24 protein-coding genes are annotated in these 26017 nt (G+C 46.2%); 8 read left to right on the top strand and 16 right to left on the bottom strand.

The window, feature by feature from the left end:
* Positions 1 to 57: 57 nt before the first annotated feature.
* The 10 genes from ACTHQF_RS15100 to pdxA all read right to left on the bottom strand — a co-directional run bounded on the left by ACTHQF_RS15100 (position 58) and on the right by pdxA (position 9102).
* Positions 58 to 1680: a M28 family peptidase gene (locus ACTHQF_RS15100; RefSeq protein ID WP_440431424.1), complete on the bottom strand. Its 1623-nt coding sequence runs from the start codon at positions 1678 to 1680 to the stop codon at positions 58 to 60.
* Positions 1681 to 1756: 76 nt separating this feature from the next.
* Positions 1757 to 2197, bottom strand: a complete 441-nt coding sequence (gene rpiB, locus ACTHQF_RS15105) for a ribose 5-phosphate isomerase B (RefSeq protein WP_440431426.1) — start codon at positions 2195 to 2197, stop codon at positions 1757 to 1759.
* A 45-nt stretch (positions 2198 to 2242) separates the two neighbouring features.
* Entirely contained in the window at positions 2243 to 3133 is an 891-nt protein-coding gene (gene tatC / locus ACTHQF_RS15110) for a twin-arginine translocase subunit TatC (protein ID WP_440431428.1), read from the bottom strand.
* A gap of 81 nt (positions 3134 to 3214) precedes the next feature.
* Positions 3215 to 4555, bottom strand: a complete 1341-nt coding sequence (gene accC, locus ACTHQF_RS15115) for an acetyl-CoA carboxylase biotin carboxylase subunit (RefSeq protein ID WP_151154161.1) — start codon at positions 4553 to 4555, stop codon at positions 3215 to 3217.
* Between the two features lie 37 nt (positions 4556 to 4592).
* Positions 4593 to 5072: an acetyl-CoA carboxylase biotin carboxyl carrier protein gene (accB, locus tag ACTHQF_RS15120; RefSeq protein WP_440431430.1), complete on the bottom strand. Its 480-nt coding sequence runs from the start codon at positions 5070 to 5072 to the stop codon at positions 4593 to 4595.
* A gap of 72 nt (positions 5073 to 5144) precedes the next feature.
* On the bottom strand, positions 5145 to 6134 hold the full coding sequence (locus ACTHQF_RS15125) for a beta-ketoacyl-ACP synthase III (protein WP_440431432.1): 990 nt from the start codon (positions 6132 to 6134) through the stop codon (positions 5145 to 5147).
* 10 nt (positions 6135 to 6144) lie between these two features.
* Positions 6145 to 7083, bottom strand: coding sequence for a phosphate acyltransferase PlsX (gene plsX / locus ACTHQF_RS15130; RefSeq protein WP_440431434.1), 939 nt, complete (start codon positions 7081 to 7083; stop codon positions 6145 to 6147).
* Positions 7084 to 7182: 99 nt separating this feature from the next.
* The gene (gene rpmF / locus ACTHQF_RS15135; RefSeq protein ID WP_073238280.1) at positions 7183 to 7374 is read right to left on the bottom strand and encodes a 50S ribosomal protein L32; all 192 of its coding nucleotides are present in this window, start codon (positions 7372 to 7374) and stop codon (positions 7183 to 7185) included.
* Between the two features lie 19 nt (positions 7375 to 7393).
* Positions 7394 to 7927: a YceD family protein gene (locus ACTHQF_RS15140; protein WP_440431436.1), complete on the bottom strand. Its 534-nt coding sequence runs from the start codon at positions 7925 to 7927 to the stop codon at positions 7394 to 7396.
* A 95-nt stretch (positions 7928 to 8022) separates the two neighbouring features.
* Positions 8023 to 9102, bottom strand: a complete 1080-nt coding sequence (pdxA, locus tag ACTHQF_RS15145; protein WP_440431438.1) for a 4-hydroxythreonine-4-phosphate dehydrogenase PdxA — start codon at positions 9100 to 9102, stop codon at positions 8023 to 8025.
* A 97-nt stretch (positions 9103 to 9199) separates the two neighbouring features.
* Between pdxA and rsmA the strand changes: the two genes are divergently transcribed.
* Positions 9200 to 9982 (top strand): 16S rRNA (adenine(1518)-N(6)/adenine(1519)-N(6))-dimethyltransferase RsmA, encoded by a 783-nt coding sequence (rsmA, locus tag ACTHQF_RS15150; protein WP_440431440.1) that lies wholly within the window; start codon positions 9200 to 9202, stop codon positions 9980 to 9982.
* A 3-nt stretch (positions 9983 to 9985) separates the two neighbouring features.
* Positions 9986 to 10918, top strand: a complete 933-nt coding sequence (locus ACTHQF_RS15155) for a 2-hydroxyacid dehydrogenase (protein WP_440431442.1) — start codon at positions 9986 to 9988, stop codon at positions 10916 to 10918.
* Positions 10919 to 10920: 2 nt separating this feature from the next.
* On the opposite strand, the gene ACTHQF_RS15160 is transcribed toward ACTHQF_RS15155, so the two are convergent.
* Positions 10921 to 12798, bottom strand: coding sequence for a M1 family metallopeptidase (locus ACTHQF_RS15160; protein WP_440431444.1), 1878 nt, complete (start codon positions 12796 to 12798; stop codon positions 10921 to 10923).
* 249 nt (positions 12799 to 13047) lie between these two features.
* On the opposite strand from ACTHQF_RS15160, the gene ACTHQF_RS15165 reads away from it, so the two are divergent.
* The 3 genes from ACTHQF_RS15165 (at position 13048) to ACTHQF_RS15175 (ending at position 14562) form a co-directional block, all read left to right on the top strand.
* Positions 13048 to 13509: a hypothetical protein gene (locus tag ACTHQF_RS15165; RefSeq protein ID WP_440431446.1), complete on the top strand. Its 462-nt coding sequence runs from the start codon at positions 13048 to 13050 to the stop codon at positions 13507 to 13509.
* A 170-nt stretch (positions 13510 to 13679) separates the two neighbouring features.
* Positions 13680 to 14153 carry a transcription elongation factor GreA gene (gene greA, locus ACTHQF_RS15170; RefSeq protein ID WP_151154170.1) on the top strand — a complete coding sequence of 158 codons (474 nt, stop codon included), beginning with the start codon at positions 13680 to 13682 and terminating at the stop codon, positions 14151 to 14153.
* Positions 14154 to 14163: 10 nt separating this feature from the next.
* Entirely contained in the window at positions 14164 to 14562 is a 399-nt protein-coding gene (locus tag ACTHQF_RS15175; protein ID WP_151154171.1) for an HIT family protein, read from the top strand.
* Between the two features lie 103 nt (positions 14563 to 14665).
* Here the strand turns inward: ACTHQF_RS15175 and ACTHQF_RS15180 are convergent, their stop codons facing one another.
* Genes ACTHQF_RS15180 through rsgA form a run of 3 tightly spaced genes read right to left on the bottom strand, consistent with a single transcriptional unit; the run spans position 14666 to position 16369 of the window.
* Complete coding sequence (locus tag ACTHQF_RS15180) at positions 14666 to 14992, bottom strand: nucleotide pyrophosphohydrolase (protein WP_440431448.1); 327 nt, start codon at positions 14990 to 14992, stop codon at positions 14666 to 14668.
* A 1-nt stretch (position 14993) separates the two neighbouring features.
* Entirely contained in the window at positions 14994 to 15446 is a 453-nt protein-coding gene (gene dtd, locus ACTHQF_RS15185; protein WP_440431450.1) for a D-aminoacyl-tRNA deacylase, read from the bottom strand.
* A 2-nt stretch (positions 15447 to 15448) separates the two neighbouring features.
* Complete coding sequence (rsgA, locus tag ACTHQF_RS15190; RefSeq protein ID WP_440431452.1) at positions 15449 to 16369, bottom strand: ribosome small subunit-dependent GTPase A; 921 nt, start codon at positions 16367 to 16369, stop codon at positions 15449 to 15451.
* 302 nt (positions 16370 to 16671) lie between these two features.
* Here rsgA and thrA point away from each other — a divergent pair, with 302 nt between their 5' ends.
* The 3 genes from thrA to thrC are packed head-to-tail and all read left to right on the top strand — an operon-like array spanning position 16672 to position 21380.
* The gene (thrA, locus tag ACTHQF_RS15195) at positions 16672 to 19119 is read left to right on the top strand and encodes a bifunctional aspartate kinase/homoserine dehydrogenase I (protein ID WP_440431454.1); all 2448 of its coding nucleotides are present in this window, start codon (positions 16672 to 16674) and stop codon (positions 19117 to 19119) included.
* Entirely contained in the window at positions 19116 to 20051 is a 936-nt protein-coding gene (locus ACTHQF_RS15200) for a homoserine kinase (protein ID WP_440431456.1), read from the top strand. Before thrA ends, ACTHQF_RS15200 begins: the two co-directional genes overlap by 4 nt.
* Positions 20052 to 20063: 12 nt before the next feature.
* Positions 20064 to 21380, top strand: coding sequence for a threonine synthase (thrC, locus tag ACTHQF_RS15205; RefSeq protein WP_440431458.1), 1317 nt, complete (start codon positions 20064 to 20066; stop codon positions 21378 to 21380).
* Here thrC and metF read toward each other — a convergent pair.
* Both metF and metH read right to left on the bottom strand, forming a co-directional pair.
* Entirely contained in the window at positions 21377 to 22330 is a 954-nt protein-coding gene (metF, locus tag ACTHQF_RS15210) for a methylenetetrahydrofolate reductase [NAD(P)H] (RefSeq protein WP_440431460.1), read from the bottom strand. The genes thrC and metF overlap by 4 nt on opposite strands.
* 19 nt (positions 22331 to 22349) lie before the next feature.
* A complete protein-coding gene (metH, locus tag ACTHQF_RS15215) occupies positions 22350 to 26009 on the bottom strand; it encodes a methionine synthase (RefSeq protein ID WP_440431462.1) in 3660 nt (1219 codons plus the stop codon).
* Positions 26010 to 26017 lie beyond the last annotated feature (8 nt).

Here is a 26017-nt window from a genome sequence, read left to right on the forward strand (position 1 = left end):
TCTATAACAAAAAAACCTGCCTTTAGGGGCAGGTTTCTATAACGTTTTAGAATGCAATTATCGTGCAGGTGTAGTATCAGTTTTGTCTACCACGGGTCTTGTTGCTCTGTTTGCAAGTTCCCATGCAGTGTAGTAAGCCAACTGCGCACGTTTCGCCAATAACGGGAAGTTAATTTTACTTACCTCATCACTTGCCTTGTGGTAGTCCTCATGTACACCATTAAAGTAGAAAATGATTGGAATACCATGTTTAGCGAAGTTATAGTGATCAGAACGGTAGTAGATACGCTCTGTATCATTCGGATCGTCAAATTTGTAATCTAAGTGCAGCTTGGTGTATGTCTTATTAGCAGCCTCACTGATCTGACGTAGTTCGGTACTTAATTTATCAGAACCAATCACATAGATGTAGTTTGTAGAATCTGGTCTGGTTTGATATTCTGTACCTGTACGACCAATCATATCGATGTTTAAATCCGCAATGGTGTTCTTCAATGGGAAAATAGGATTTTCAGAATACCAGTCTGAACCCAAAAGACCTTTCTCTTCACCAACAACAGCTAAGAATAAGATACTTCTTTTCGGACCTTTACCCGCCTTTTTAGCTTTAGCAAACGCCTCTGCCATCATGATTACGCCGGTGGTTCCAGAACCATCATCATCCGCACCATTGAAAACTTTATCGTCGCCAGAAGTGGTCAGACCTTCGTGGTCATAATGTGCAGAAATCACAAGTACCTCAGACTTCAGTTTAGGATCAGAACCCTCAAGGAAACCAAGTACGTTATCTGCACGCAGTTTTTCCTCTTTTTTCATTGCACTAGCAGAAACATCAGCTTTGACTACTTTAGTCGCTGGTTTTCCTGCAGCGGTGATTTGCTTTTGCAAAGCATCTACCGTTAAGCCTGAAGCCTTAAGAATCTGGTTTGCAGTAGCAGTATTTACACTAACTACATTAGGCAGTTTCTGGTTCTGCATGCGTTCCACGTTTGCAGCTTTCAATAACACCATCTGACCAGCACCTTCATATCTTGCTTTCATCTCAGGGCTGATATTATCCAAAGCTGGATCGATCAGAATGATGCCTGCAGCATTGTTATCCATTAAATAGCTCAACTTAGCCTGACGCTCTGCCATTGCTTTACGCATTGCAGCACGGTCTGCCGGAGCAGCAGCATCTTTTTGGGTCGGATCGCCAGAAGCGAAGATCATCACCACTTTGCCACTTACATTTTGTCCTGCATAGTCATTGTATTCACCCTTGTTCAGGCCGTAACCTGCAAAAAGTACCTCAGCAGCATTGAATGTAAAACCTTTAAGCCCTACATAGTTTGGCTGGATAACGAAATCCTTCATAGATTCCATCGGCGTACCGTTAATGGTAAACACAGTCTGCGAAAGGCTGTATGTTGCCAATCCAACAGGCTGGAAATAGCTGCCATTTACTGGCGCGGTTAATCCTAAGCTCTTAAACTGCGTGCGGATATAATCGGCTGCCATCCAGGCACCCTTTTTACCTGTCTCCCGGCCTTCATACTCGTCTGAAGCCAATACGGATAGATGCTTATATGCATTATCCTTTGAAATGCTTTGGCTGAATTTTATTGCGTTTCTGTCCTGAGCACAAGCCCCGAAACCAAGCAATAAAGCCAAGCTGGTGTAAACAATCTGTTTTTTCATTTATCTGTTTTTGTAGTTCTTTTGATGAAGCTCTCCCGGTTTTTGAAAGTCCGGGATCAGCTGCGGGTATTTTAGTTTAACAAGCAATTTTATCAACGCGGTTCCCATGTCTGCCACCTTCAAAGGCGGTGTTTAAAAAGGTCCTCACCATGTCTTTTGCCAATTCCGGCGAAACAAACCTTGCTGGTACACAAATCACGTTTGCATTGTTGTGTTGCCTGGCCAATGCGGCAATTTCATTCTCCCAACAAATGGCTGCACGGATCTGCTGGTGTTTATTTGCGGTAATTGCAACACCATTTGCGCTACCACAAACCAGGATGCCGAAATCAGCAGCAAGGCTTTCTACGGCTTCTGCCACTGGATGTGCAAAGTCGGGATAGTCTACTGAAGCTGCGGAATGGGTGCCATAATCCTTAACCTCGTAGGCCAAGCTGGCAAGCATTTCCTTAAGCATTTCCTTGTACTCAAATCCGGCGTGATCCGCACCAATGGCAATCTTTGTTGTCGAAGACATTTTCAAATCTAATTAGAATATAACAGTTGGGTCGTAAAATATTTGTTAGACATTCGGAGTTGTCGTTCCGAAGATTTCTTTGTTCTTTTTCTTCTCAATCGCTGCGGAGATATAAATACTTAGCTCATAAAGCAGGAACAATGGCGCTGCAACAATAAGCATGGTATATGGATCTGCGGTTGGTGTTACCACTGCGGCAACGATCAGGATCAATACCGTTGCATACCTTCTGCTTGCACGCATGAAAGCAGGTGTCATCACACCCAGTTTAGAGAGGATGTAAATGATCACAGGTAACTGGAAAATCACACCTGCACCTAAGGTCAGGGTCATGACCGAAGACAAATACGAATCTATGGTGAATGTGTTTTCAATATCCGGACTCACGGTGAAGTTGGTCAGGAAGTTGATTGATAGGGGGCAGATCAGGTAGTACCCGAACATAATGCCCAGGAAGAACAAGCTGGATGCGAAGATCACAAAACCACTTGCCGACCTACGTTCATGCTCATGCAAAGCAGGTTTTACAAACAGCCAGATTTCAAACAACAGGTAGGGAATACCCAGAATAATACCGACCATCACACAGGAGTTCAGTTGTAAGGTAAACTGACCCGCCATTTGGGTGTTGATGATCTTGGCGTCTATCTTCGTAATACAAAATTCAGGGCCAAAAATGGAAGGGTAATTCTCCACCAGTTTACACATCATGCGGTAGGTCCAGAAATCTGGATTCTTCGGGCCCATGATGATCTCATTGAATATAAAGTCTGTAAAATAGAACGCACCAATTGTAAGTACTAAAACCACTGCCACAACGCGTAACAGGTGTTTTCTCAAAACATCAATGTGGTCAAAAAAAGACATTTCTGCTTCCAGCGTTTTGCCTTTCTCCTTTATAGAATCTATTAGTTTTTGCGTCTTATTTTCACTCATGTAGGTAACTTGAAAAACAAAAATACCATTCTAATCGAGATTTAGAATGGTATTTACGTTTAATTATAGTCAATAGTTTGTCTATTCAGAAAATTGAAAAGTTTCCATGAACTTGGTGGTAAAATTACCTGCACGGAAGTTCGGATCTTTCATCAATTTCAGGTGGAAAGGGATCGTTGTTTTAACCCCTTCAATCACAAATTCACTTAATGCACGCTCCATGGTGCTGATGGCTTCTTCCCTGGTCTGTGCAACACAGATCAGTTTAGCGATCATGGAATCGTAGTTCGGTGGAATCTGGTAACCTGCATATACATGTGTATCTACACGTACCCCATGCCCACCCGGAGAGTGGAAGTTGGTGATCTTACCTGGTGAAGGTCTGAAATTATTGAATGGATCTTCCGCATTAATCCTGCACTCAATAGCGTGCATATCCGGATGATAGTTTTTACCACTGATGGGAACACCAGCAGCAACCTTGATTTGCTCTTTGATTAAATCGTAGTTGATAACCTCTTCCGTAACCGGATGCTCTACCTGGATCCTGGTGTTCATCTCCATAAAATAGAAGTTACGGTGTTTGTCAACCAGAAACTCGATGGTACCTGCGCCTTCGTAACCTACCGCTACAGCACCTTTGATGGCCGCTTCACCCATTCTTTCGCGCAGCTCTGGCGTCATGAAAGGAGATGGTGCCTCTTCAACAAGCTTTTGATGGCGACGTTGAATAGAGCAGTCACGCTCAGAAAGGTGACAAGCTTTTCCATATTGATCGCCAATCACCTGGATCTCAATGTGACGTGGATCTTCGATGTATTTCTCCAGATAAAGGCCGTCATTACCGAAGGCTGCACCAGACTCTTGTCTTGCGCTATCCCAGGCATTCTCAAACTCTTCATCTTTCCATACTACACGCATTCCACGGCCACCACCACCGGCAGTTGCTTTAAGAATAACCGGGTAGCCCATTTCATTAGCAATAGCGATGCCTTCTTTAACACTTTCCAAAAGTCCTTCAGAACCTGGAATGGTTGGTACACCAGCTTTTTTCATGGTTTCTTTGGCAGAAGATTTATCTCCCATGGAGTTGATCTGCTCAGGTGTTGCACCTATAAATTTAATCCCGTAATCACGGCAAACAGAAGAGAACTTCGCATTTTCCGACAAGAAGCCATAACCAGGGTGGATTGCATCCGCATTGGTTAGTTCAGCTGCAGAAATAATATTAGGAATACTTAAGTACGAATCTTTACTTGGAGGTGGACCGATGCACACCGCTTCATCTGCGAACCTGACATGTAAGCTTTCCCTGTCCGCAGTTGAATAAACAGCAACGGTTTTAATGCCCATTTCTTTACAGGTACGGATGATACGCAAAGCGATTTCGCCCCTGTTGGCAATTAGTATTTTTTTAAACATAGAATGGTTAAGATGATAAGATTGCTGTTAAGCAAAATTACATGGGTTCAACTAAAAATAACGGTTGGTCATATTCTACTGGCGATGCATTCTCTACCAATACTTTAACAATTCTACCAGACACTTCACTTTCAATCTCGTTGAATAACTTCATTGCTTCAATAATGCAGATGATTTTTCCGCTGCTCACTTCATCACCAACATTAACGAAAGATGGTTTATCCGGGCTTGAAGAACGGTAGAACGTACCAATCATCGGAGACTTAATGGTAATGTATTTAGATGCATCTGCTGCTTCTTTAGACTCTGCTGGAGTTGTAACCGGCTGTGGTGCTGGCGCAGGTGCTGCTGGCAATACTGCCGCTGCAGGCGCTGGAGCTGGAACAGTCGTGTTGATCACCGTCGGCGTCTGATTGGTTTTAATCGTAATTTTGAAGTTTTCCTGCTCAATAGCAACTTCATTCACGCCAGAACGAGAAACAAATTTAATGAGTTCCTGAATTTGTTTGATATCCATTTTCTAGATGTTATTTTTTTGAAAAAATTATGTCTTAGAACAAACTAAGTTAAGATTTATTATGGTATTAAATTAATATGCCCACTTTAAGTAAACGGATCCCCAGGTAAAACCACCACCAAATGCAGCAAGGATCAGGGTATCACCTTTGTTAAGCTGGCTTTCCCATTCCCATAGGCACAAAGGTATCGTACCATTGGTGGTGTTGCCATACCGGTCAATGTTTACCATTACTTTTTCACTGCCTACGCCCATGCGGGAGGAGGTGGCATCGATGATTCTTTTATTTGCCTGATGCGGTACCAGCCAGGTTACATCATCAGCGGTCAGGCCATTTCTGTCCATGATCTCTGCAGCAACGTTAGCCATATTGGTCACCGCGAATTTGAATACCGCCTGACCTTCCTGGTACACCACGTGCTCATTGGCATCTACCGTTTCATGCGATGCAGGTCTTGCCGAACCACCTGCTTTTTGGTGCAGGTAAGGCATACCATTGCCATCACTTCTCAGGATGGAGTCCATCACGCCGTTACCTTCTTCGTTCGGTTCCAACAACACGGCACCACAGCCATCACCAAAGATGATGCAGGTGGTCCGGTCCTTGTAGTTTACGATAGAAGACATCTTATCACCACCAACAACCAATACTTTCTGATGTTTTCCGGCTTCGATAAATTGTGCAGCTGTAGAAAGTCCGTAGATGAATCCGGAGCAAGCGGCATTAAGGTCGTAACCCCAGGCGTTCTTCGCGCCTATCTTTGCGCCTAATATATTTGCGGATGCAGGGAAGGGCAGATCTGGTGTGGTGGTGCAGAAGATGATCAGGTCGATCTCCTCTGCAGAAATGCCTCTTTTTTCCAATAAGCCATTAACGGCATGCACCGCCATGTCGGAAACACCAAGCCCTTCACCTTTTAATATTCTTCGCTCTTTAATACCCGTTCTAGATACGATCCACTCGTCAGTTGTTTCAACGATGGATTCGAGTTCCTTATTTGTTAAAATATAATCAGGAACATAACCATGTACTGCGGTAATGGCAGCGTGAATTTTACTCATTTTAATGTTTTTATTTGAACGCGGCTTGTATTTTTTCTACCAAGCCGGTAGCAATCATATCTCTGGATTGCATGATCATGTTTTTTACAGCAAGAGGGCTGGAAATTCCATGGCCGATGATTACAGGCGCATTAACACCCAAAACAGGGCTGCCACCGTAGTTTTCATAATTAAAGCGGTCAAAAAACTCGTCCTTTATGCCTTTTTTCAAGGTAACGATATAGAAAGACTCAGCAAGCTTTAATAGTACATTCCCCGTAAATCCATCGCAAACAATAACATCTGCTTTATCATTGAATAGATCGCGTCCTTCAACATTTCCAACGAATTGGAACAGACAGGTATCTTTCATTAACGGGAAAGTCGCCAGGCTTAACATATTTCCTTTTTCATCTTCCTCGCCGATATTCATCAAAGCGACTTTAGGAATGTTGATCTGCATCACGTGTTCGGCATACAGACTTCCTAAAGCACCAAATTGAAGCAAGGTGTCTGGTTTGCAGTCCGCATTAGCACCTACGTCGAGCATTACGCCCACGCCACCACTAAGTTTTGGAACATGCGTACACAAACATGGCCGAATGATGCCAGGAACCGTTTTTACACTAAAAACAGCACCGACAAGCATAGCGCCAGAGTTACCTGCACTTGCAAATGAATCGAGTTTACCTTCTTTTAAGAGATTATAGCCGACAGCTATACTAGAATTAGGCTTTTGAAATATAGCCTTAGTGGGGTGTTCGCCCATACCAATCACTTCGTCGGTATGAACATATTCGAACTTATCCGGATCGAAGCCGGCTTCAACGATTAGGGGCTTGAACTGCGCTGTGTCACCAATCAAAACAAGTTGTTCATCCGGGGACAGTAATTCATGGGCAGCTATTGCTCCCAAAACATTTGCTTTGGGAGCATAGTCTCCACCCATTATATCGAGACCTATTTTCATAGTAAAAATCAGTATGTGTTAAGCAGCTTTATTGCGCCAATTAAAAGGGTCTAAGTTAAACTTAAAGCCTGTTAAAACACAAACTATTTTTTAAGAAAATTACCCTATAGAGGTGTTTTCAATAACCAATTTACCGTTGTAGTATAAGTTACCATCAACGTTGTATGCATGGTGAGGTACATGTATCGCACCAGTAGTTTGACAAGTAGCTAAAGAAGGCGCTACTGCTTTATAGTGGGTTCTTCTTTTGTCTCTTCTACTTTTAGAGATCTTGCGTTTTGGATGTGCCATTGCTTATTTTATTTAATTATTATTTTAATTTTTTTAAGGCTTCCCACCGTGGGTCGTCAACTGTTTTCTCTTCTTCTGCTTGATTACTTATCGAAAGCTTGTTTAACCGTTCAATCATTTCCTGGTCGCACTGCACTCCCGTACCGTTCTCTTCACAAATCTTTATATATGGAACCGAAACTGTGATGAATTCATATATCATTGTTGAAACATCAATTTCGCTTTCACTTCTATTCAGCATAATGATCTCCAGATCATCACTCTCTAATTCGTCCTCCGCAAACTTTACAATCTGGCGCTCCTTAACGTCTATTGGGGCAGCAAATTCCGATAAACACTTGTCACAATCCAATTCAATCGTTCCAAAAATATGAAACTGAAGAATCAGCATGGTCTCCTGCTTATCCATTTCAAGCGCAACCTTTAAGTTCCCTTTCTTTACTAAAGAGTACTCAAAAGCGTCAAAAAAGCTGTTATCAATTTCAAATTCAAACTGATGTTTGCCAATTTTTAAGCCTGTGAAGGGGATTGAAAATTGTTTTAGCGGTTTCAATTTTACTTAAATTTTAGCCCGCAAATGTATGAATAAGTTTGTTATTTAACAAACATGTTTGTTAATAATTAACATGATCACACTTTTTTAAAATCCTAGTTCCCATCATCTTTAATGTCCGCAGCGGTCTCAATCAGTCGGCCTCCCGGACGTAATCTGTTATCGAACAAGGCCTGTTGCTCCCGTCTGCTTTTTACAATGTGAACCGCAGCGAACAGCGCTTCTGTAAAGGATGATGGATCGGCTACATTTTTCCCGGCAATGTCGTACCCGGTGCCATGATCTGGCGAGGTGCGCACAAACTTCAGTCCTGCGGTAAAGTTTACCCCGGTTCCAAAGGCAATGGTTTTAAATGGTATTAAACCCTGATCGTGGTACATGCCCAGCACGGCGTCAAACTGCTTGTAAGTGCCATTGCCGAAGAAACCATCAGCAGGGTAGGGCCCGAAGCAGATCACGCCTTTATCAAAGGCCGCCTGAATGGCTGGTGCAATAATCTCCTGATCTTCTTTGCCCAATAAGCCATTATCGCCGGCATGTGGGTTCAAGCCCAATACAGCGATCTTTGGTTTCTCAATCCAGAAATCCTTCTTTAAGCTGTCGTTCATCATGGTCAGCTTGCGGATAATCTTTTCCGCAGTCACCTGCGAAGGTACTGCGCTTACCGGAATGTGTCCCGTAACCACACCTACACGTAGATTCTCACTTACCATAAACATAAGTACTTCCGAGCTGCCACTTTTTTGCTGCAGGTACTCCGTATGGCCTGGAAAGTTAAAGGTTTCCGATTGGATATTATGTTTGTTGATCGGTGCGGTAACCAAAGCGTCGATTTCACCATTGGTCAGGTCTTCCGTGGCTTTTTCAAGGGATAGTAAAGCATATTTTCCACCTGTTGGTGTCGACTGTCCAAGCTCAATTTTTACATCTTCTTCCCAGCAGTTGATCAGGTTCACGCGCTTCGGATTTGCCGCCGCAGCGTTTGGAATCACGTTGAAAGTCAAGTCGCCCAAACGTAAAGCCTTGCGGTGGAAGGAGGTTACCTTGGTGTGTCCATATACAATTGGAGTGCAGTAGTTCAGAATTCCAGGCTCTATAAGTGTCTTCAAAATCACTTCCAACCCAATACCATTAATATCACCTATGCTTATTCCTATTTTTACTTTCTCACTCATTGTAATGCTTTAGAATTTAGCGCAAATTACAGAATTTGGCTTAATCTTACGATGATACTGGCAAAACTTTAGTTATTTTGCGGTTTAATCAGGAGATATGAGTTTGGTAAAGGCGAAGAAACATTTAGGGCAACATTTTTTAACCGATAAAAAGATTGCCGCTAAGATTGTTGATGGCTTAATTCATACAGATCAATATCAAAAGGTCCTTGAAGTTGGTCCCGGAATGGGGATCCTATCCGATATTCTGCTGGAGAAAGAGAACTTCGAAACCTACCTGATCGACATCGACCGCGAGTCCTACCAGTTCCTGGAGGAAAAATATCCGCAGCTTGGCGAACGTCTTATCCTGGGCGATTTCCTCGCACTCGACCTTCGCACCATCTTCCCGGAAAAGTTCGCCATCATCGGGAACTTTCCTTATAACATCTCTTCACAGATTCTTTTCAAAGTGCTGGAGCACCGCGATAATGTCGTGGAGATGGTCGGCATGTTCCAAAAGGAAGTGGCAGAACGTTGTGCTTCCAAAAGCGGCACCAAAGAGTATGGCATTTTGAGTGTGCTGATCCAGGCATATTATAATATAGATTACTTGTTCACGGTGAAGCCGGGGACCTTTAATCCGCCACCCAAAGTAAACTCCGGCGTGATCCGCTTGAGCCGCAATGATGTCGCGGAACTACCATGTGACGAAAAGCTCTTCTGGAGGGTTGTAAAAGCAGGATTCAACCAACGCCGTAAAACCTTGCGCAATGCGCTTTCTGGCACCATCCCTAAAGAGAAAATGGATGATCATGCCTTCTTTGATAAAAGGGCAGAGCAACTCAGTGTTGCCGACTTCATCAGCCTCACCCAACATTTAACCATGCTAAACCAATAAATAATGAAAGGAAAGATTCTAATTGTCGACGATCTGCATCCAGTGTTCAAAGAACGCGCAACTGCTCTGGGTTTCGAAGTAGATGATCTTCCCAACATTACCCGCCAGGAAACCCTGGATGCCATAGGAAACTATACCGGCATTGCCCTGCGTACAAAGTTCAGCATCGATGCGGAGCTTTTTGATGCAGCACCAAATCTGAAGTTCGTGGCAAGAGCAGGAGCGGGTCTGGATAACATCGATGAGGCCTATGCCGCTGCACGCAACATCAGTCTGATCAATGCGCCCGAAGGTAACTGCGATGCGGTAGGGGAGCATGCCATCGGTATGCTCTTGAGCCTGGCCAATAACTTCAGGCAAGCAGATATGCAGGTGCGTACCGGTATCTGGGACCGTGAAGGCAATCGTGGCTGGGAGCTAAAAGGTAAAACCGTCGGCATCATTGGCTACGGCTTTATGGGCAGCAGCTTCGCCAGAAAGCTCTCAGGCTTCGGCGTAAAGGTGATTGCCTATGATAAATATAAAACCGGTTTCTCCGATGCGTATGCTACTGAGGTGAGCATGGAAGAGATCGTTAAACACAGCGATGTTTTAAGTTTACACATTCCTCTAACTGCAGAAACACGGCAGATGGTGGATGATGAGTACTTCTTCCACTTCAAAAAACCTATTTTCTTCATCAGCACCGCAAGGGGAGAAGTGACCAATACCAAGGCGGTATTGAACGCCATTCAAAGCGGGAAGATCATGGGGGCAGGACTGGATGTATTGGAGGTGGAGAAATTCCCTAAATTGGCCGAACAGGCCTGGTATCAGGAACTGGTGAATTCCGGTAAAGTATTGTTGACGCCACATGTGGCGGGCTGGACCTTCGAATCTTATCGGAAGATATCGGAAGTGCTGGCGGATAAGCTTGCAGCACTCCCGATACATTAATCTTATTTTTCCCAGGTATTATCTGCCGGGGTAGCATCCATAAACAAGCCGCCTTCAATGCTGATGGATTTCAGGTTTGCTGCGCCGTTTACGCTAAAGCTTGCCGCTTTCATATTTTCCTTCCAGATGGCCGGTGTTTTATGAACCACGGTTTGTTTGCCATCTTCAAAGCGTAAGATCACATCAAAGGGCACAGCAAAGCCACCAACATTCTTCAGGTTGATGTTATAACTGTTGCCTTTGATGGAGACCTTATCAATGGCAAGGTCTATATAGTTGTTGCTGAAAAACCAGTTGTTCCAATACCAGTTCAGATCCTGCCTTAAAGCATCATTGAAGCTGTTGAAGAAATCCCATGGCAATGGGTGTTTACCATTCCATCGTGCCATATACTCATGTAGCGCTTTCATGAACTGCGCTTCACCAAGCAGGTCCCTTAATCCAAGGTAGGCCAGGGAGGGTTTTACATAAGCATTATTGCCGTAACCTGAACCGGAAACTTGTGTACCCAGTGAGATGATCGGCTGATCCTGTTCTGCCGAAGGATCCAGGATCCAGCGTTTTACCCGAAACGCTTTATACAGGCTGTCCGCCGCAGCTTTGCCAAACTGGTGGGTATTGATGAAATATTCCATCGTGGTTACCCAGCCTTCATCCATAAACGGATAATTGGTCTCGTTGGTGCCCATGTAAAAAGGGAAGTAGGTATGCGCTACCTCATGGTTCAATACAAACTGGGAGAATTGCAGATCCGGCGTGGAAGTGTCGTTCACCATCATCGGGAACTCCATATCTGCATAGCCCTGAAAGGCGGTCATCTTCGAATAGGGATAAGGTACTGCTGGCATCTGGTTGGAGAAGAAATCCAGTGCCTGTTGTGTCCACTTCGCCGCATGTGGGAAATCTTTCGCTTTAGCATCATAGGCTGCCTGTACACTGGCTCTTCTTGCAGTCTTTTTATCTACAATTACACTCCCGGCATCCCAAACATAATGATTACTCAAGCCGAAAGTCACATCGGTAATGTTGTTTACCGCAAACTTCCAGGTGTTCCATTCCTGCTGTTTGGTAACCTGACCCTTTTTCATTTCCTCCGCAGATGCAATGTTCGTGATCTCATTAGAGGCATAAGAACGGGTGAGCTTGGCCGCGTACGCGGGTTGCAGCACTTCATTGGGGTTCAGCAGATCGCCGGTGCCCCATACCACATAGTTCTTCGGTACTTTCACTGCGAATTTATAGTCGTTGAAGACGTTGTAGAACTCGTTTCGGCCAAGGTGCGGTAACCAATCCCAGCCATCGGCATCATCGTAAACGGAAATACGTGGGTAGGCATAAGCCACGAAGAAGGTGGTGCTATCGATCTGACCTTCGCGACCGCTTTCCTTCGATAAAGGATAGCTCCAGCCAATGGCGAAAGTGGCAGATTGGCCAGGGAGTAATGGCTTTTTCAAGGGCACGCTGGCAACGGTACCCCAGTTTTTACCATCAACCTTGATTGTCTCTCCATCTACCGCAAAGTTGTTGATCACCAATCCGGAGGTCAGGAAGTCATTGCTGGCATAACTTGCCCGCGGTGCCTCTGTTTTATGAACGTTATTTACGAAGCGGATCATCACCCGTTTCAGCGTGTCTTTACTGTTGTTGCTGTATACAACTGTTTCTTGACCATCAACCATGCGTGTCTGCGGGGTCACTTTGATGGTCATGTCGTATTTACCACGATTTTGCCAATAGCCTTTAGCCGGACGGCCATCCAATGCTCTGGTGCCGGCCTGGTAAGCATTTTTAATGTTTCTTGGCATATAAAGCTCCTGTGCCTTCAGTTCTGTAAGTCCCAGTAAACACAAAGCTATAAGAGAGATACTTTTTAATTGCATCGAAATTCTGGTTGGTGTATAAAAATGTAAGAAGCTAACTTACATAAAATATTAAAATATCAGAATAGCAGCGCTTTCAGCCTGGCTTCGGATCAAAGGCACATGAAAGGCAGATCAAACCCAGATGAACCGCACATGAACCGCATTGCGAAAGTGTGTTTGATCTGGATCTGATGTGTTTTGCAACTGTTATTTATCCTTGTTTGTAGACAACCGGTTTTATGTAGATTTACAATTTACTTTGGTGCAATGAAAAAACTTCTAACGCTCTTCCTTTTTAGCACGATGCTGATTATAAAATTTGACAGGTTACAGGCTCAAGCCAGAAGTGGGCTGGGCCTTGGCGTCGGATTTAATACCTCGAACGAAGGGCAGGGTTATGGGGGCATTTTCTATGGCGAAATAAAGGTGGCCTCCTCCGTTTCAATTGTGCCGGCGATTGGACTCGAAATTCCGCACGGCGCTTATTTCTCGCTAAATGGTCGATACTATCCCAAACACGAAGTCTATGTAAATGCAGGCCCATTAATCCACTTGGGGAGTCTGGAAACTGGCGATAGTGGTGTAGGTGGCTCAATAGGTTTGGGTTTATCCCCTCAACTTTCTAAACATACTGCCATGGATTTTAACTTACATCTGGAATTAATACATATGAGTAATGTTTTAAGACCGGTTGTTGGATTGCGCATTGCTTTTCAGGGTATATTTTAGGGCATGTTCACCTGGACTTGCACTTCCCTTGTTTGCCGGCGCTTCACTAAAAAGATTTGCATTTGTAAATACAGGCTGTTATCTTCGTTTTCATTGAAGCAAGACTATGTAGGCGAAGAGCCGATGTAGTCTTGTTTGTTTTTTATAGGAATCATAAAATAAATTGAGCTATGACAGAGGTTACTTATTATACCCAAGATGGTTTAGATAAACTAAAGCAGGAATTACAGTATATGAAGACGAAGGGGAGGCAGATGATATCTAAGCAAATAGCTGAAGCACGAGATAAAGGTGACCTTTCCGAGAATGCGGAATACGATGCAGCCAAAGAAGCGCAAGGCTTGCATGAAGCAAAAATTGCAAAGCTGGAGGGCACGCTTGCCAATGCACGTCTGATTGATGAGTCCAAACTGGACACTTCAAAGGTGCTTGCATTATCTATCGTAAAGATTAAGAATGTAAAAAACGGCGCAACCATGACCTATCAGTTGGTAGCGGAAACCGAAGCGGATCTAAAGACCGGAAAGATCTCCGTGAAATCACCTATCGCACAGGGGCTGCTTGGTAAATCTGTAGGCGATAAGGCAGAAATTCAGGTTCCTGCAGGTAAAATGGAGTTTGAAATATTAGAAATCAGCAGGTAAACAAAGACATATGGCAACCATCTTTTCAAAAATTGTAGACGGCGAAATTCCCGCACATGTTGTTGCAGAAACGACAGAATTCTTGGCCTTCCTGGACATCAACCCTTTAACGATGGGGCATGTGCTGGTGATTCCGAAGAAAGAAATAGATTACATTTTTGATATGGACGAGGAAAGCTATTTCGGCTTAACCTTGTTTGCAAAGATTGTAGCTGGCGGTATCAAAAAGGCATTTCCTTGTATCAAGGTTGGTATGGCGGTAATTGGCCTGGAAGTGCCACATACGCATATTCACCTGATCCCAATGAATTATGTAAGTGATATGAACTTTAGCAAGCCGAAGCTTAATCCTACACAGGAGGAGCTGGAGGAAGCTGCACAAAAGATCAAAGCAGCGTTGACTTTGTAAAAGTTAGCTGTAGAAATATAAAGGAAAGCGCCTGATCATCCATTAATCAGGCGCTTTTTTATGATAGGTAACCAACAAGCTAATCAGGAATTTCTGAATAGCTTTATTTGAGCTTCGGATTGTTATGGTGCCTGTCGGCATCACGGATGCTTTTCTTTTGCATGTTCTGCTCCAGCGCTTCCGTAAGATCGATACCTGTCTGATTGGCCAGGCAAATCAGCACAAACAGTACGTCCGCCATTTCTCCACCCAGGTCTACCGCTTCATCGCTTTTCTTAAAAGACTGCTCACCATACTTCCTGGACATGATCCTGGCCACTTCACCAACTTCTTCCATTAAAATGGCGGTGTTGGTCAGCTCGTTGAAATAACGTACACCGGTTTTGTTGATCCACTGGTCAACGGCTTCTTGCGCTTCTTTAATGGTCATGTTATTCTTTGTTTTTGGTATCTATCGTGATGGTTACCGGGCCATCGTTCAGCAGCCTGATCTTCATGTCAGCACCAAACACGCCGGTTTGTACTTCTTTGTTAATCAAGGAAGACAGTTTCCTGATCATGCTTTCATACATGGGAATGGCTTTATCCGGCCGGGCAGCGCGTGTAAAACCAGGACGGTTTCCCTTCTTGGTCGCAGCAAACAGTGTAAACTGGCTAATCAGTAAAATATTGCCATCTACATCTGCCAGTGATTTGTTCATCAGTCCATTCTCATCACTAAAAATCCGCATGCCGGCAATTTTCTGTGCCAGCCATTCCAGATCTTCCTGCTCATCGGCATCTTCAACACCCAGCAGTACCAGAAAGCCTTGTGCTATGGCGCCTGTAACTTGTCCTTCTACGGTGCAGCTCGCCTCCGTAACCCTTTGTATAATTGCCCGCATGGTTAAGCTCTGGTTTCGTTTCCGTGATAAATGCTCAGGTAACTCTCGTACCTGCTTAGTTCAATTTCGCCCTCTTCTACCGCTTTGATCACCGCACAGCCGGGTTCATTTACATGCCGGCAATTGTGGAACTTGCACTGGTTCAGCAGTGCGCGCATCTCCACGAAGTAGTGGCCCAATTCTTCTGGCCGGATATCGAATATGCCCAACTCCCGGATACCTGGGGTATCGATCAGATAGCCTCCGAAAGGCAGTTCATGCATCTCCGCGAAAGTAGTGGTGTGTTGACCTTTATCGCTTGCTTCAGAGACCTCCCCGGTTTTAATGTCCAGATCCGGCATCAGTGCATTGATCAGGCTCGACTTCCCTACACCGGAATGGCCGGAAAATAGGGTTGTCTTATCTTTCAGCAAATCTTCAATGATATGGATGTTTGTGCCCTCCAGTGCAGAAACGGTATAACATGGATAGCCAATGTTCTCATAGATGGCTTTATAGTCTTCCAGTATTTCCAAACCTGCATCATTAAACAGATCGAGCTTATTAAAGATTAGCACGGCAGGGATACCGTAAGCTTCGGCTGTTGCCAGAAAGCGGTCGATAAAGCCTAGTGAAGTTCGGGGGGATGCGAGTGTAACCACCAGAAAAGCCTGATCCATATTGGCAGCGATGATCTGCGCCTGTTTGGACAAGTTGATGGATTTTCTAATGATGTAATTCTTGCGGTCATGAAGTTTATCAATAACGCCATTACCCGAGTTCGGCTCGAGTTCGAAGTTCACCTGATCGCCTACAGCTATAGGATTGGTGGTTTGTATGCCCTTGATCCGGAACTTGCCTTTGATCCGGCAATCGTAAATCTCGCCGTCCTCTGCATGTACCTGGTACCAGCTTCCTGTTGATTTGATAACTAATCCTTGCATATATAAAGTAAAGGTAAGAAAAGCATGCCTTTTTGCTCAGATTTAAACGCTGCTGCGCTAATTCAGTTTATAATTAATTGAATTTCATTTGCTAATGTAAAAAATATCACTTTACTTTATGTCAGACGACATCGTGTACAAAATACAATGAACAACTTAAGAACCATTACCAGCATTATTATTACAACCACCGGGACTAACCGGAGGGTGGTAATCTAATGTGTTCATTAAATTGATAAACAACATAGAAAGCGCCTTCCTCTAAAACGGGAAGGCGCTTTTTTTTAACCTAAAAAACGAACATGAAGATTTTAAAATTTGGAGGTACATCAGTAGGTACAGTAGACAGCATTCGGGCACTACTGCACATTCTCGAACAGGAAAAGGATCCGGAGCGGCCCGTTGTGGTACTCTCCGCATTCAGTGGAGTAACCAACCAGCTCATTGACATTGCGGAGAAAGCCAGGCAGGAACAGGATTATACGGCCGACCTGAAAAGCATTGAGAACCGCCATTTTGATATGGTTCGAGCGCTACTGCCAGTGACTGCACAGAATCCGGTGTTTAGTAAGCTGACCATTTACTTCAACCAACTGGAGGATATTCTGCAATCGGTAGCGGTGCTGAAAGAGCTGAGTCCCCAAACCCGTGATCTTATCCTCAGCTTTGGGGAACGCTGCTCCACTTTTACGATCTCGCATATTGCCAAGCAGTACTTCAGAGATGTGCTGGCAGTAGATGGTTCGGAATACATAAAAACAGATGCAGCGTTTGGGAACGCCAGGGTGAATACCGGGCTTACGGAACTGCTGATCCAGGATTTCTACCGCAGTCATAAAGCTTGTTTATTGTTCGTGACTGGTTTCATATCCAGCACTGAAGACGGCCGTATAACCACCCTAGGCCGTGGCGGAAGTGACTATACAGCTTCCATCTGGGGTTCATCGCTTGCTGCGGAAGAGATCCAGATCTGGACCGATGTAAATGGCATGCTTACTGCCGATCCGCGGATCGTAGAAAAAGCTTTCTCGCTGAAGGAGTTGAGTTACACGGAAGCCATGGAGCTTTCGTATTTCGGTGCCAAAGTGGTTTACCCGCCAACCATGACGCCGGCATTCCTGAAAAAGATCCCCATTGTCATCAAAAACACTTTCAACCCCGAATTTGAGGGTACCTATATACGGCCTATTACACAACCTTCGGATCTGCCGATCAAAGGGATTTCATCCATCAACGATGTGACTATACTAAACTTATCAGGCAGCGGTATGGTGGGCAAATCAGGTTTTAGCGGCAGGCTGTTTTCATTGCTTTCGCGCGAGCAGATCAACGTGATCCTGATCACCCAATCTTCCTCTGAGCACAGCATTACTTTTGCGGTGAAACCAGAGGATGCTTTGAAGGCACTCAAGATGATCAACAAGGAATTTGAGCTGGAGCTGCAAACCAATAAGCTGGAGTACCCGAGTCTGGAGAGTAACCTTTCGGTGATTGCTATTGTAGGCGAAAACATGCGCCACACGCCTGGCATGAGTGCAAGGTTATTCAATGCGCTAGGCCGCAACGGGGTAAATGTGCGCGCCATTGCACAGGGCTCTTCGGAGTACAACATCTCCGTGATCCTGGCAAAGGATGATCTTTCAAAAGCGGTAAATGCGGTGCATGATGCTTTCTTTTCACAGCTTAAAAAGACCTTGCACGTGTTCTGCCTGGGTACCGGAAATATTGGTAAAACATTGTTCAGCCAGCTTTACAGCCAGATGCCTTATCTGGCACAACATAATGACCTGGAGGTAAAGGTGATGGGCATCAGCAACAGCCGCAAGATGCACCTGAGCATGGAAGGGCTGGACCTTTCCGCATGGGAGTCTACACTGGAAGAATATTCCGAGAAGGCTGATCTGCCACTTTTTGTCAAGCGCATGCGCGCGATGAACCTGCCGAACTGCGTGTTCGTGGACAACACGGCCAGTGAAGAACCCGTAGCCTTTTATGAGCAGGTGCTGAAATCTAGTATCTCTGTGGTGACCTGCAATAAGATCGGAAATTCCGGTGATTACAGCCAGTACCTGGCTTTTAAAAAGGCTGCAAGGACCTTTGGGGTGGATTTCTACTATGAGACCAATGTCGGTGCCGGACTGCCGATCATCAGAACCCTGCGGGACCTGATGCTTAGCGGGGATGAGATCAGCAGGATCGAGGCTATACTTTCTGGTACGATCTCTTATATTTTTAACAACTTCAAGGGCGACCGAAAGTTCCATGACGTGGTACGGGAAGCACAGGAAAAGGGTTTTACAGAGCCCGATCCACGTGATGACTTGAATGGAAAGGACTTTATGCGTAAGATGCTGATCCTGGCACGTGATGCCGGCTACCAGATGGAAGCAGCTGATGTGAGCATTGAAAACATGCTTCCGGCTTCTTGTATGGCAGCTACGTCAGTCGCAGAATTCTATACCGAACTTGAAAGCAATGCCAGCTATTTTGAGCAGTTAAAAAATCAGGCGGAAGCGGAAGGGAAAGTGCTGCGTTATATCGGCAAGCTGGAAAACGGCAAAGTGGAAATTACCCTGCAGACTGTTGATGAAAGTCATCCTTTCTACATGATGTCGGGCAGTGATAACATCATCTCTTTCACTACCAACCGTTATGCCCAACGCCCGATGGTGGTTAAAGGCCCTGGTGCGGGTGCAGAGGTCACTGCTGCGGGTGTATTTGCGGACATTATAAACATTGGCAAAAGATGAGTGCGTCTGTAAAAGTTTTTGCGCCCGCGACCGTGGCAAATGTGGTCTGCGGTTTTGATGTCCTGGGTTTCGCGATCAACGCGCCAGGTGATGAGGTAATCATGAGGAAGGTTGCCGCGCCAGGCATACGAATCACGAAGATATCTGGTGATGAAGGGCGACTGCCTCTGGATCCCCAAAAGAATACCGTGAGTGCCAGCGTACAGCACTACCTGAATCACATAGGACAGCCCGACCTGGGGCTTGAAATTGAACTCCACAAGAAGATGCCTATTGGTAGTGGTCTGGGCTCAAGCTCTGCCAGTACGGTGGCTGGCTTATTCGCCATCAATACCTTGATGGATGGCTTGTTGAGCAATCACGACCTGATCCCTTTTGCGATGAAAGGGGAGGAACTGGCTTGTGGATACGGCCATGCGGATAATGTGGCGCCAGCCCTGCTTGGTGGCTTTGTACTGATCAGAAGTTATGAACCGCTGGATATCCTGCGGCTCCCTTTTCCGGAAGAACTTTATGCCGCGGTGGTTTACCCGGAGGTGGACGTGCCAACCAAGGACGCGCGGGAAATGATACGCAGCAAAGTGCTGCTGAAAGATGCGGTAACGCAGATGGGGAATGTCGCCGGACTGGTTTCCGGGTTATTCCTGAAAGATTACGACCTAATTGGCAGGAGTATGCAGGATGTGCTGATCGAGCCGATCCGTTCGATATTAATCCCTGACTTCTACCGCATGCGCGAACTGGCCCTGGCAAATGGGGCAATAAGCTTTGGCATCTCTGGCTCCGGCCCCTCTGTTTTTGCGCTGTGTAAAAGTCTGGAAACTGCGGAAAGTGTTACCGCGGTCTTACAATCGCAATTAAAATCCAGCGGTATAAAAAGTCTGTCCTTCGTTTCCAAAGTGAACGACGCGGGACCGCAAGTCATCTCCTAATCCACCTCAAACATGAAACTATATAGTACCAATAATCAGGACCAGCTGGTCGACTTTAAAACTGCTGTCTTCAACAGTATGCCCCTGGACAAGGGCTTGTACATGCCTGTTGACATTCCCCGTTTGGATGCAGCATTCCTTAACCGTATTGATCAGTATAGCTTGCAGGATATCGCCTTTGAAGTTGCTTCCGCCCTCATTGGTGATTCCATGCCTGCTACTGCACTGAAGTCCATCATAACAGATGCCCTATCTTTTGAAGCGCCACTGCAGCGGCTGGACAGCCACACACAGGTGCTGGAGTTATTTCATGGGCCCTCCCTTGCTTTCAAGGATTTCGGCGCACGCTTCATGAGCCGGGTGATGTCGTACTTCCTGGAGGAAGGGGAGCAGATGCTCGATGTACTTGTAGCCACTTCCGGGGATACCGGCGGTGCGGTGGCGCTGGGCTTTCTGGGCGTGCCAAACACACGGGTAACCATTCTTTTCCCCAAGGGTAAGGTGAGTGAGATCCAGGAGCTCCAGCTTTGTACCAACGGACAAAACATTCATGTGCTGGAGATTGATGGCACCTTTGATGATTGTCAGCGGCTGGTGAAGGAAGCTTTCGCGGATGCAGAATTAAATGCGCGTTTGCGCCTGACTTCTGCGAATTCAATCAACATCGCCAGGCTCATTCCACAGACGTTCTATTACTTTAACGCCTATGCTCAGCTGCGCAGGCAAGGCGTGGAGAAGATGGTGGTTGCGGTGCCTAGCGGTAATTTCGGAAACATCGCCGCGGGTTTGCTGGCGCAGCGCATGGGCCTTCCCATAACGCAGTTTATCGCCGCAACGAACATCAATGATACCGTGCCGCGCTTCTTGGAAACTGGCGTGTACGAAACACGACCTTCTGTGCAGACCTACGCCAACGCCATGGATGTCGGGGCGCCAAGCAACTGGGTGCGCATTATGGAGTTGTTTAAAGGTGATTTGAATGCGCTGAAAGCTGTTCTTAACGGGTATCGCTTTACAGATGAAGAAACGATTTCCGCGATTAAAACGCTTTGGGAGCAGCATGGCTATATCGCTTGCCCGCATACGGCGATTGCATGGCTGGCAACGCAGGCCTACCAGGCTGCACATCCTGGATCTGAGGCGGTATGTGTCTTCTTATCTACAGCACATCCCTGCAAGTTCCCGGATGCATTACCGCAGGAAGTTGCTTCCAAGATCGTAGTGCCAGAAGCGGTGAAAGGTTTAAAAAACAAACAGCGGCAAGCTACGGCCATGACCGTCGACTTCCCGCTGTTTAAGGAATATCTGCTTAATATGCCTAAAGCTTAAAATATGGCTTGTGCAATCTTTCTGGTGGGCTCCGGATTACTCATGGTGTAGAAATGCAGCACGGGTACGCCGAGCGCCATCAGTTCTTTGCATTGTGCGATCATCCACTCCACGCCAAGTTCTTTTACCGCCGCTTCATTCTTGCAATCTGATATGGCTTCGCTTAGATCTTCCGGCAGGTCGATATGGAAGATCTTCGGTAAACTGATCAGCTGCTTCGATGAGGTAATTGGCTTCAGCCCGGGGATAATGGGTACGTTAATGCCGTTTTCGCGACAACACTTTACAAACTCTACATACTTCTTGTTGTCGAAGAACATCTGTGTAACGATGAATTCTGCACCCATATCTACTTTTTGCTTTAGGTATTTGAAGTCAGTCTTCATATTTGGCGCTTCGAAGTGTTTCTCCGGATAGCCGGCAACACCTACACAGAACTCCGTCTTAAAAGCCGAGTGATCTTCGTAGAGATACTTCCCATGGTTCATCTCGATCACCTGATTCAATAGCTCTGAAGCATAAGCGTGTCCTCCCGGGGTGGGCACAAAGTGTGCATCTGCGTGGCGCGCATCGCCTCGTAGTACGAGCACATTGTCAATGCCAAGAAACTGAAGATCGATCAAAGCATTTTCAGTTTCCTCTTTGGTGAAACCACCGCAGATCAGGTGGGGTACAGCGTCAACTTTATAGCGGTTCATAATGGCCGCACAGATCGCCACCGTTCCCGGACGCTTGCGGTAGGTTAGCTTCTCCAGCAGTCCGCTGTCGTGCTGCTTGTAGATATAATCCTCCCGATGATACGTTACATCGATGAAGGGCGGGTTAAACTCCATCAAAGGGTCAATTGCATTGTAGATATCATTGATACTTTTCCCTTTGATGGGTGGAAGTAGTTCGAAAGAAAATAAAGTCTTGCCTGCGGCTTTGCTTATATGTTCGGTGATTTTCATGTACGTTTAGATGGTATGGTTAGTAGGCTAAGTTTGGTCCGAGCCAGCGTTCTGCTTCTTCCAGCGACATGCCCTTGCGGACGGCATAGTCGGCTACCTGATCTTTGTCTATTTTCCCCAGGCCGAAGTACCTGGATTGCGGATGTGAGAAATAGAAGCCGCTCACGGCTGCGGTCGGGTACATCGCATAGCTTTCGGTGATCTTCAGGCCAATCTGTTGCTCGGCATCAAGTAATTCGAACAGCGTACCCTTTTCTGTATGATCCGGACAGGCCGGATAACCTGGCGCAGGGCGGATACCCACATATTTCTCTTTGATCAGTTCTTCATTGCTGAAAGCTTCCTCGGGAGCATAACCCCAGTATTCGGTACGTACCAACTCATGCATCTTCTCTGCAAAGGCTTCGGCAAGTCTGTCTGCAAGCGCTTTCACCAGGATGCTGTTGTAATCATCATGGTTACGCTCGTATTCAGCAACCATTTCATCACAGCCGATACCTGCCGTCAAAGCAAAACCGCCGAAGTAATCTTCCACACCGGATTCCTGCGGTGCAATGAAGTCAGCTAGTGCATAGTATGGATCTCCAGCTACTTTCTCCCCTTGCTGACGTAGAGTATGGATGGTAACCGGCTGCCCGTTTACATCCAGTTGGATATCATCACCGATGGTGTTTGCCGGCCAGAAGCCGATCACCGCTTTCGCTTTCAGGCGCTTTTCAGCTACAATCTGCTCCAGCATGAGCTGCGCATCCGCGTAAAGCTTTTTTGCAACATCACCTACGTAAGAATCATCAAAGATCTTCGGAAAGCTGCCCCTTAACTCCCAGGTATGGAAGAAAGGTGTCCAGTCGATATAAGGCACCAGTTCTTCCAATGGAAAGTCGTGAATGATCTTCGTGCCCAGGAACTTTGGTTTAGGTGCGACCTTTGAAAGGTCGATCTGGTATTTATTTGCACGTGCCTCTTCAATGCTTTTGAAGCGCTTGTCGGAACGTTTATTTAAGTGTGCTATCCTTGCTTTTTCATATTCCGCACGGATGCCACTGACGTATTCGTCTTTCGATTGTGGGTTGAGCAAGGAGCTGCAAACCGTCACACTTCTGGATGCATCCAACACATGGATGGCAGGTCCGGAGTAGTGCGGTGCCACCTTTACGGCCACGTGGATCCTTGAGGTCGTTGCACCACCAATGATCAACGGAATGGTAAACCCTTCACGCTCCATCTCTTTCGCGAAATGCACCATTTCATCCAGAGAAGGAGTGATTAGTCCGCTGAGGCCAATGATGTCCGCATTGATCTCTCTGGCTTTCTTGATGATGTCCTGTGCAGGCACCATCACACCCATATCCACCACCTCGAAGTTGTTGCAGGCAAGTACTACGCCCACAATGTTTTTCCCGATATCATGAACATCCCCTTTTACGGTAGCCATAAGCACCCTGCCCGCAGAAGAACTTTGGTTCTCATCAGGGTTGTCCAGCTTCTCCTGCTCTATAAAGGGCAGTAGATAGGCAACGGCTTTCTTCATTACGCGGGCAGACTTCACCACCTGCGGCAGGAACATCTTTCCGGCGCCAAACAGGTCGCCCACGATGTTCATACCGTCCATCAAAGGTCCTTCGATAACCTGAATGGGTTTAGCATATTGCTGACGAGCTTCTTCAACATCGTCATCCAGGTATTCTATAATGCCTTTTACCAGGGCGTGAGATAGTCTTTCTTCAACCGTACCTTTGCGCCAGGCTTCATTACGCACCACTTCCTTGCCTTTACTTTTAATCGTATCTGCATATTCTACCAGGCGCTCTGTGGCATCATCGCGACGGTTGAAAAGTACATCTTCTACCAGTTCCAGTAGTACTGGAGGAATTTCTTCATACACCTCCAACATGCCCGCATTCACGATACCCATCGTCAGGCCAGCCTTGATGGCGTGGTACAAAAATGCGGAGTGCATCGCTTCACGCACGGTGTTGTTGCCGCGGAAAGAGAAAGAGATGTTGGAAACACCACCACTCACATGTGCATGCGGCAGGTTCTCCTTGATCCAACGGGTAGCGTTAATGAAGTCTACCGCATAGTTGTTGTGCTCTTCCAGGCCAGTACCCACGGTCAGAATGTTCGGGTCAAAGATGATGTCGGCGGGGTAGAAGCCCACTTCGTTCACCAGGATGTCGTAGGAACGCTGACAGATCTCAATCCTGCGTTCCAGGTTGTCTGCCTGTCCTTGTTCATCGAAGGCCATCACCACCACAGCTGCACCATACTGCATGATCTTCCTTGCACTTTCCTTAAACTTCTCTTCACCTTCCTTCAGGGAGATGGAGTTCACAATACCTTTTCCCTGGATACACTTCAAACCTGCTTCAATAACCGTCCATTTGGAGGAGTCGATCATGATGGGCAGTTTTGAAATGTCCGGTTCAGAGGCGATCAGATTAAGGAACTTGGTCATGGCAGCCTCTGAATCGATCATACCCTCATCCATGTTCACATCGATGATCTGGGCACCACCTTCCACCTGCTGGCGGGCTACGCTGAGTGCTCCCTCATAATCACCTCCAAGGATCAACTTGGAGAATTTAGGTGAACCGGTAATGTTGGTCCGTTCGCCGATGTTTACGAAGATACTCTCTGGGGTTATGGTAACAGGTTCCAGTCCGCTGAGACGCAGGTGCATGTCAATGGACGGAATCTTCCTGGGTTGTACGTTTTTCGCTTTCCCGGCAATGCACTTGATGTGATCAGGCGTGGTGCCGCAGCAACCACCCACGATATTCACAAAGCCATGCTCAATGAAATCTTCCACGAAGTGTGCGGTTTCATGTGGCTGCTCGTCGTAGGCGCCGAACTCATTTGGTAAACCTGCATTCGGATAAGCAGAAATGTAGCAGCCTGCTTTTGCGGAAAGCTCTTCAATGTGCGGCCGCATTTCTTTCGCACCCAGGGCACAGTTAAAACCAATGCTTAACGGTTTGGCATGCGCAACTGAGTTTAAGAATGCTTCTGCCGTTTGGCCAGATAGGGTCCGGCCGGAAGCATCCGTAATCGTGCCGGAGATCATGATCTCCAGTTTACGGCCTATTTCATGTTCATACTTTTTGATGGCCACAATAGCAGCCTTTGCATTCAGCGTATCAAAGATGGTTTCAATCAGAAGTACATCAGCACCGCCGTCAACCAGTCCACGTACCTGCTCGGTATAGGCGGCTTCCAGCTCGTCGAAGTAAATGGCGCGGAAGCCAGGGTCATTCACATCGGGCGACATGGAAAGCGTGCGGTTTGTCGGGCCAATGGCCCCAGCTACAAAACTCCTGCGCTCCGGGTGTTCAGCCATAAACTCCCTTACGGTTTCCTTGGCGATTCTTGCACCTTCATAGCTCAGTTCGTAAGACAGATCTTCCATCTGGTAATCGGCCATGGAGATCCGTTGTGTGCTGAAGGTATTGGTTTCTATGATATCGGCACCTGCTTTCAGGTACTCCAGATGGATCGCCTTGATGACATCAGGGCGTGTAAGGTTTAATAAATCGTTATTCCCTTTCAGGTCGCAAGGATGATCCTTGAACCTTTCTCCTCTGAAATCAGCTTCTGTAAGCTGGTAACGTTGGATCATGGTGCCCATAGCACCATCGATAATCAGTATGCGTTTTTCGAGTTCTTCTCTAATGCTCATTTCCTAGG

The organism is Pedobacter sp. SAFR-022 (assembly GCF_051965375.1).
Taxonomy (GTDB): Bacteria; Bacteroidota; Bacteroidia; order Sphingobacteriales; family Sphingobacteriaceae; genus Pedobacter.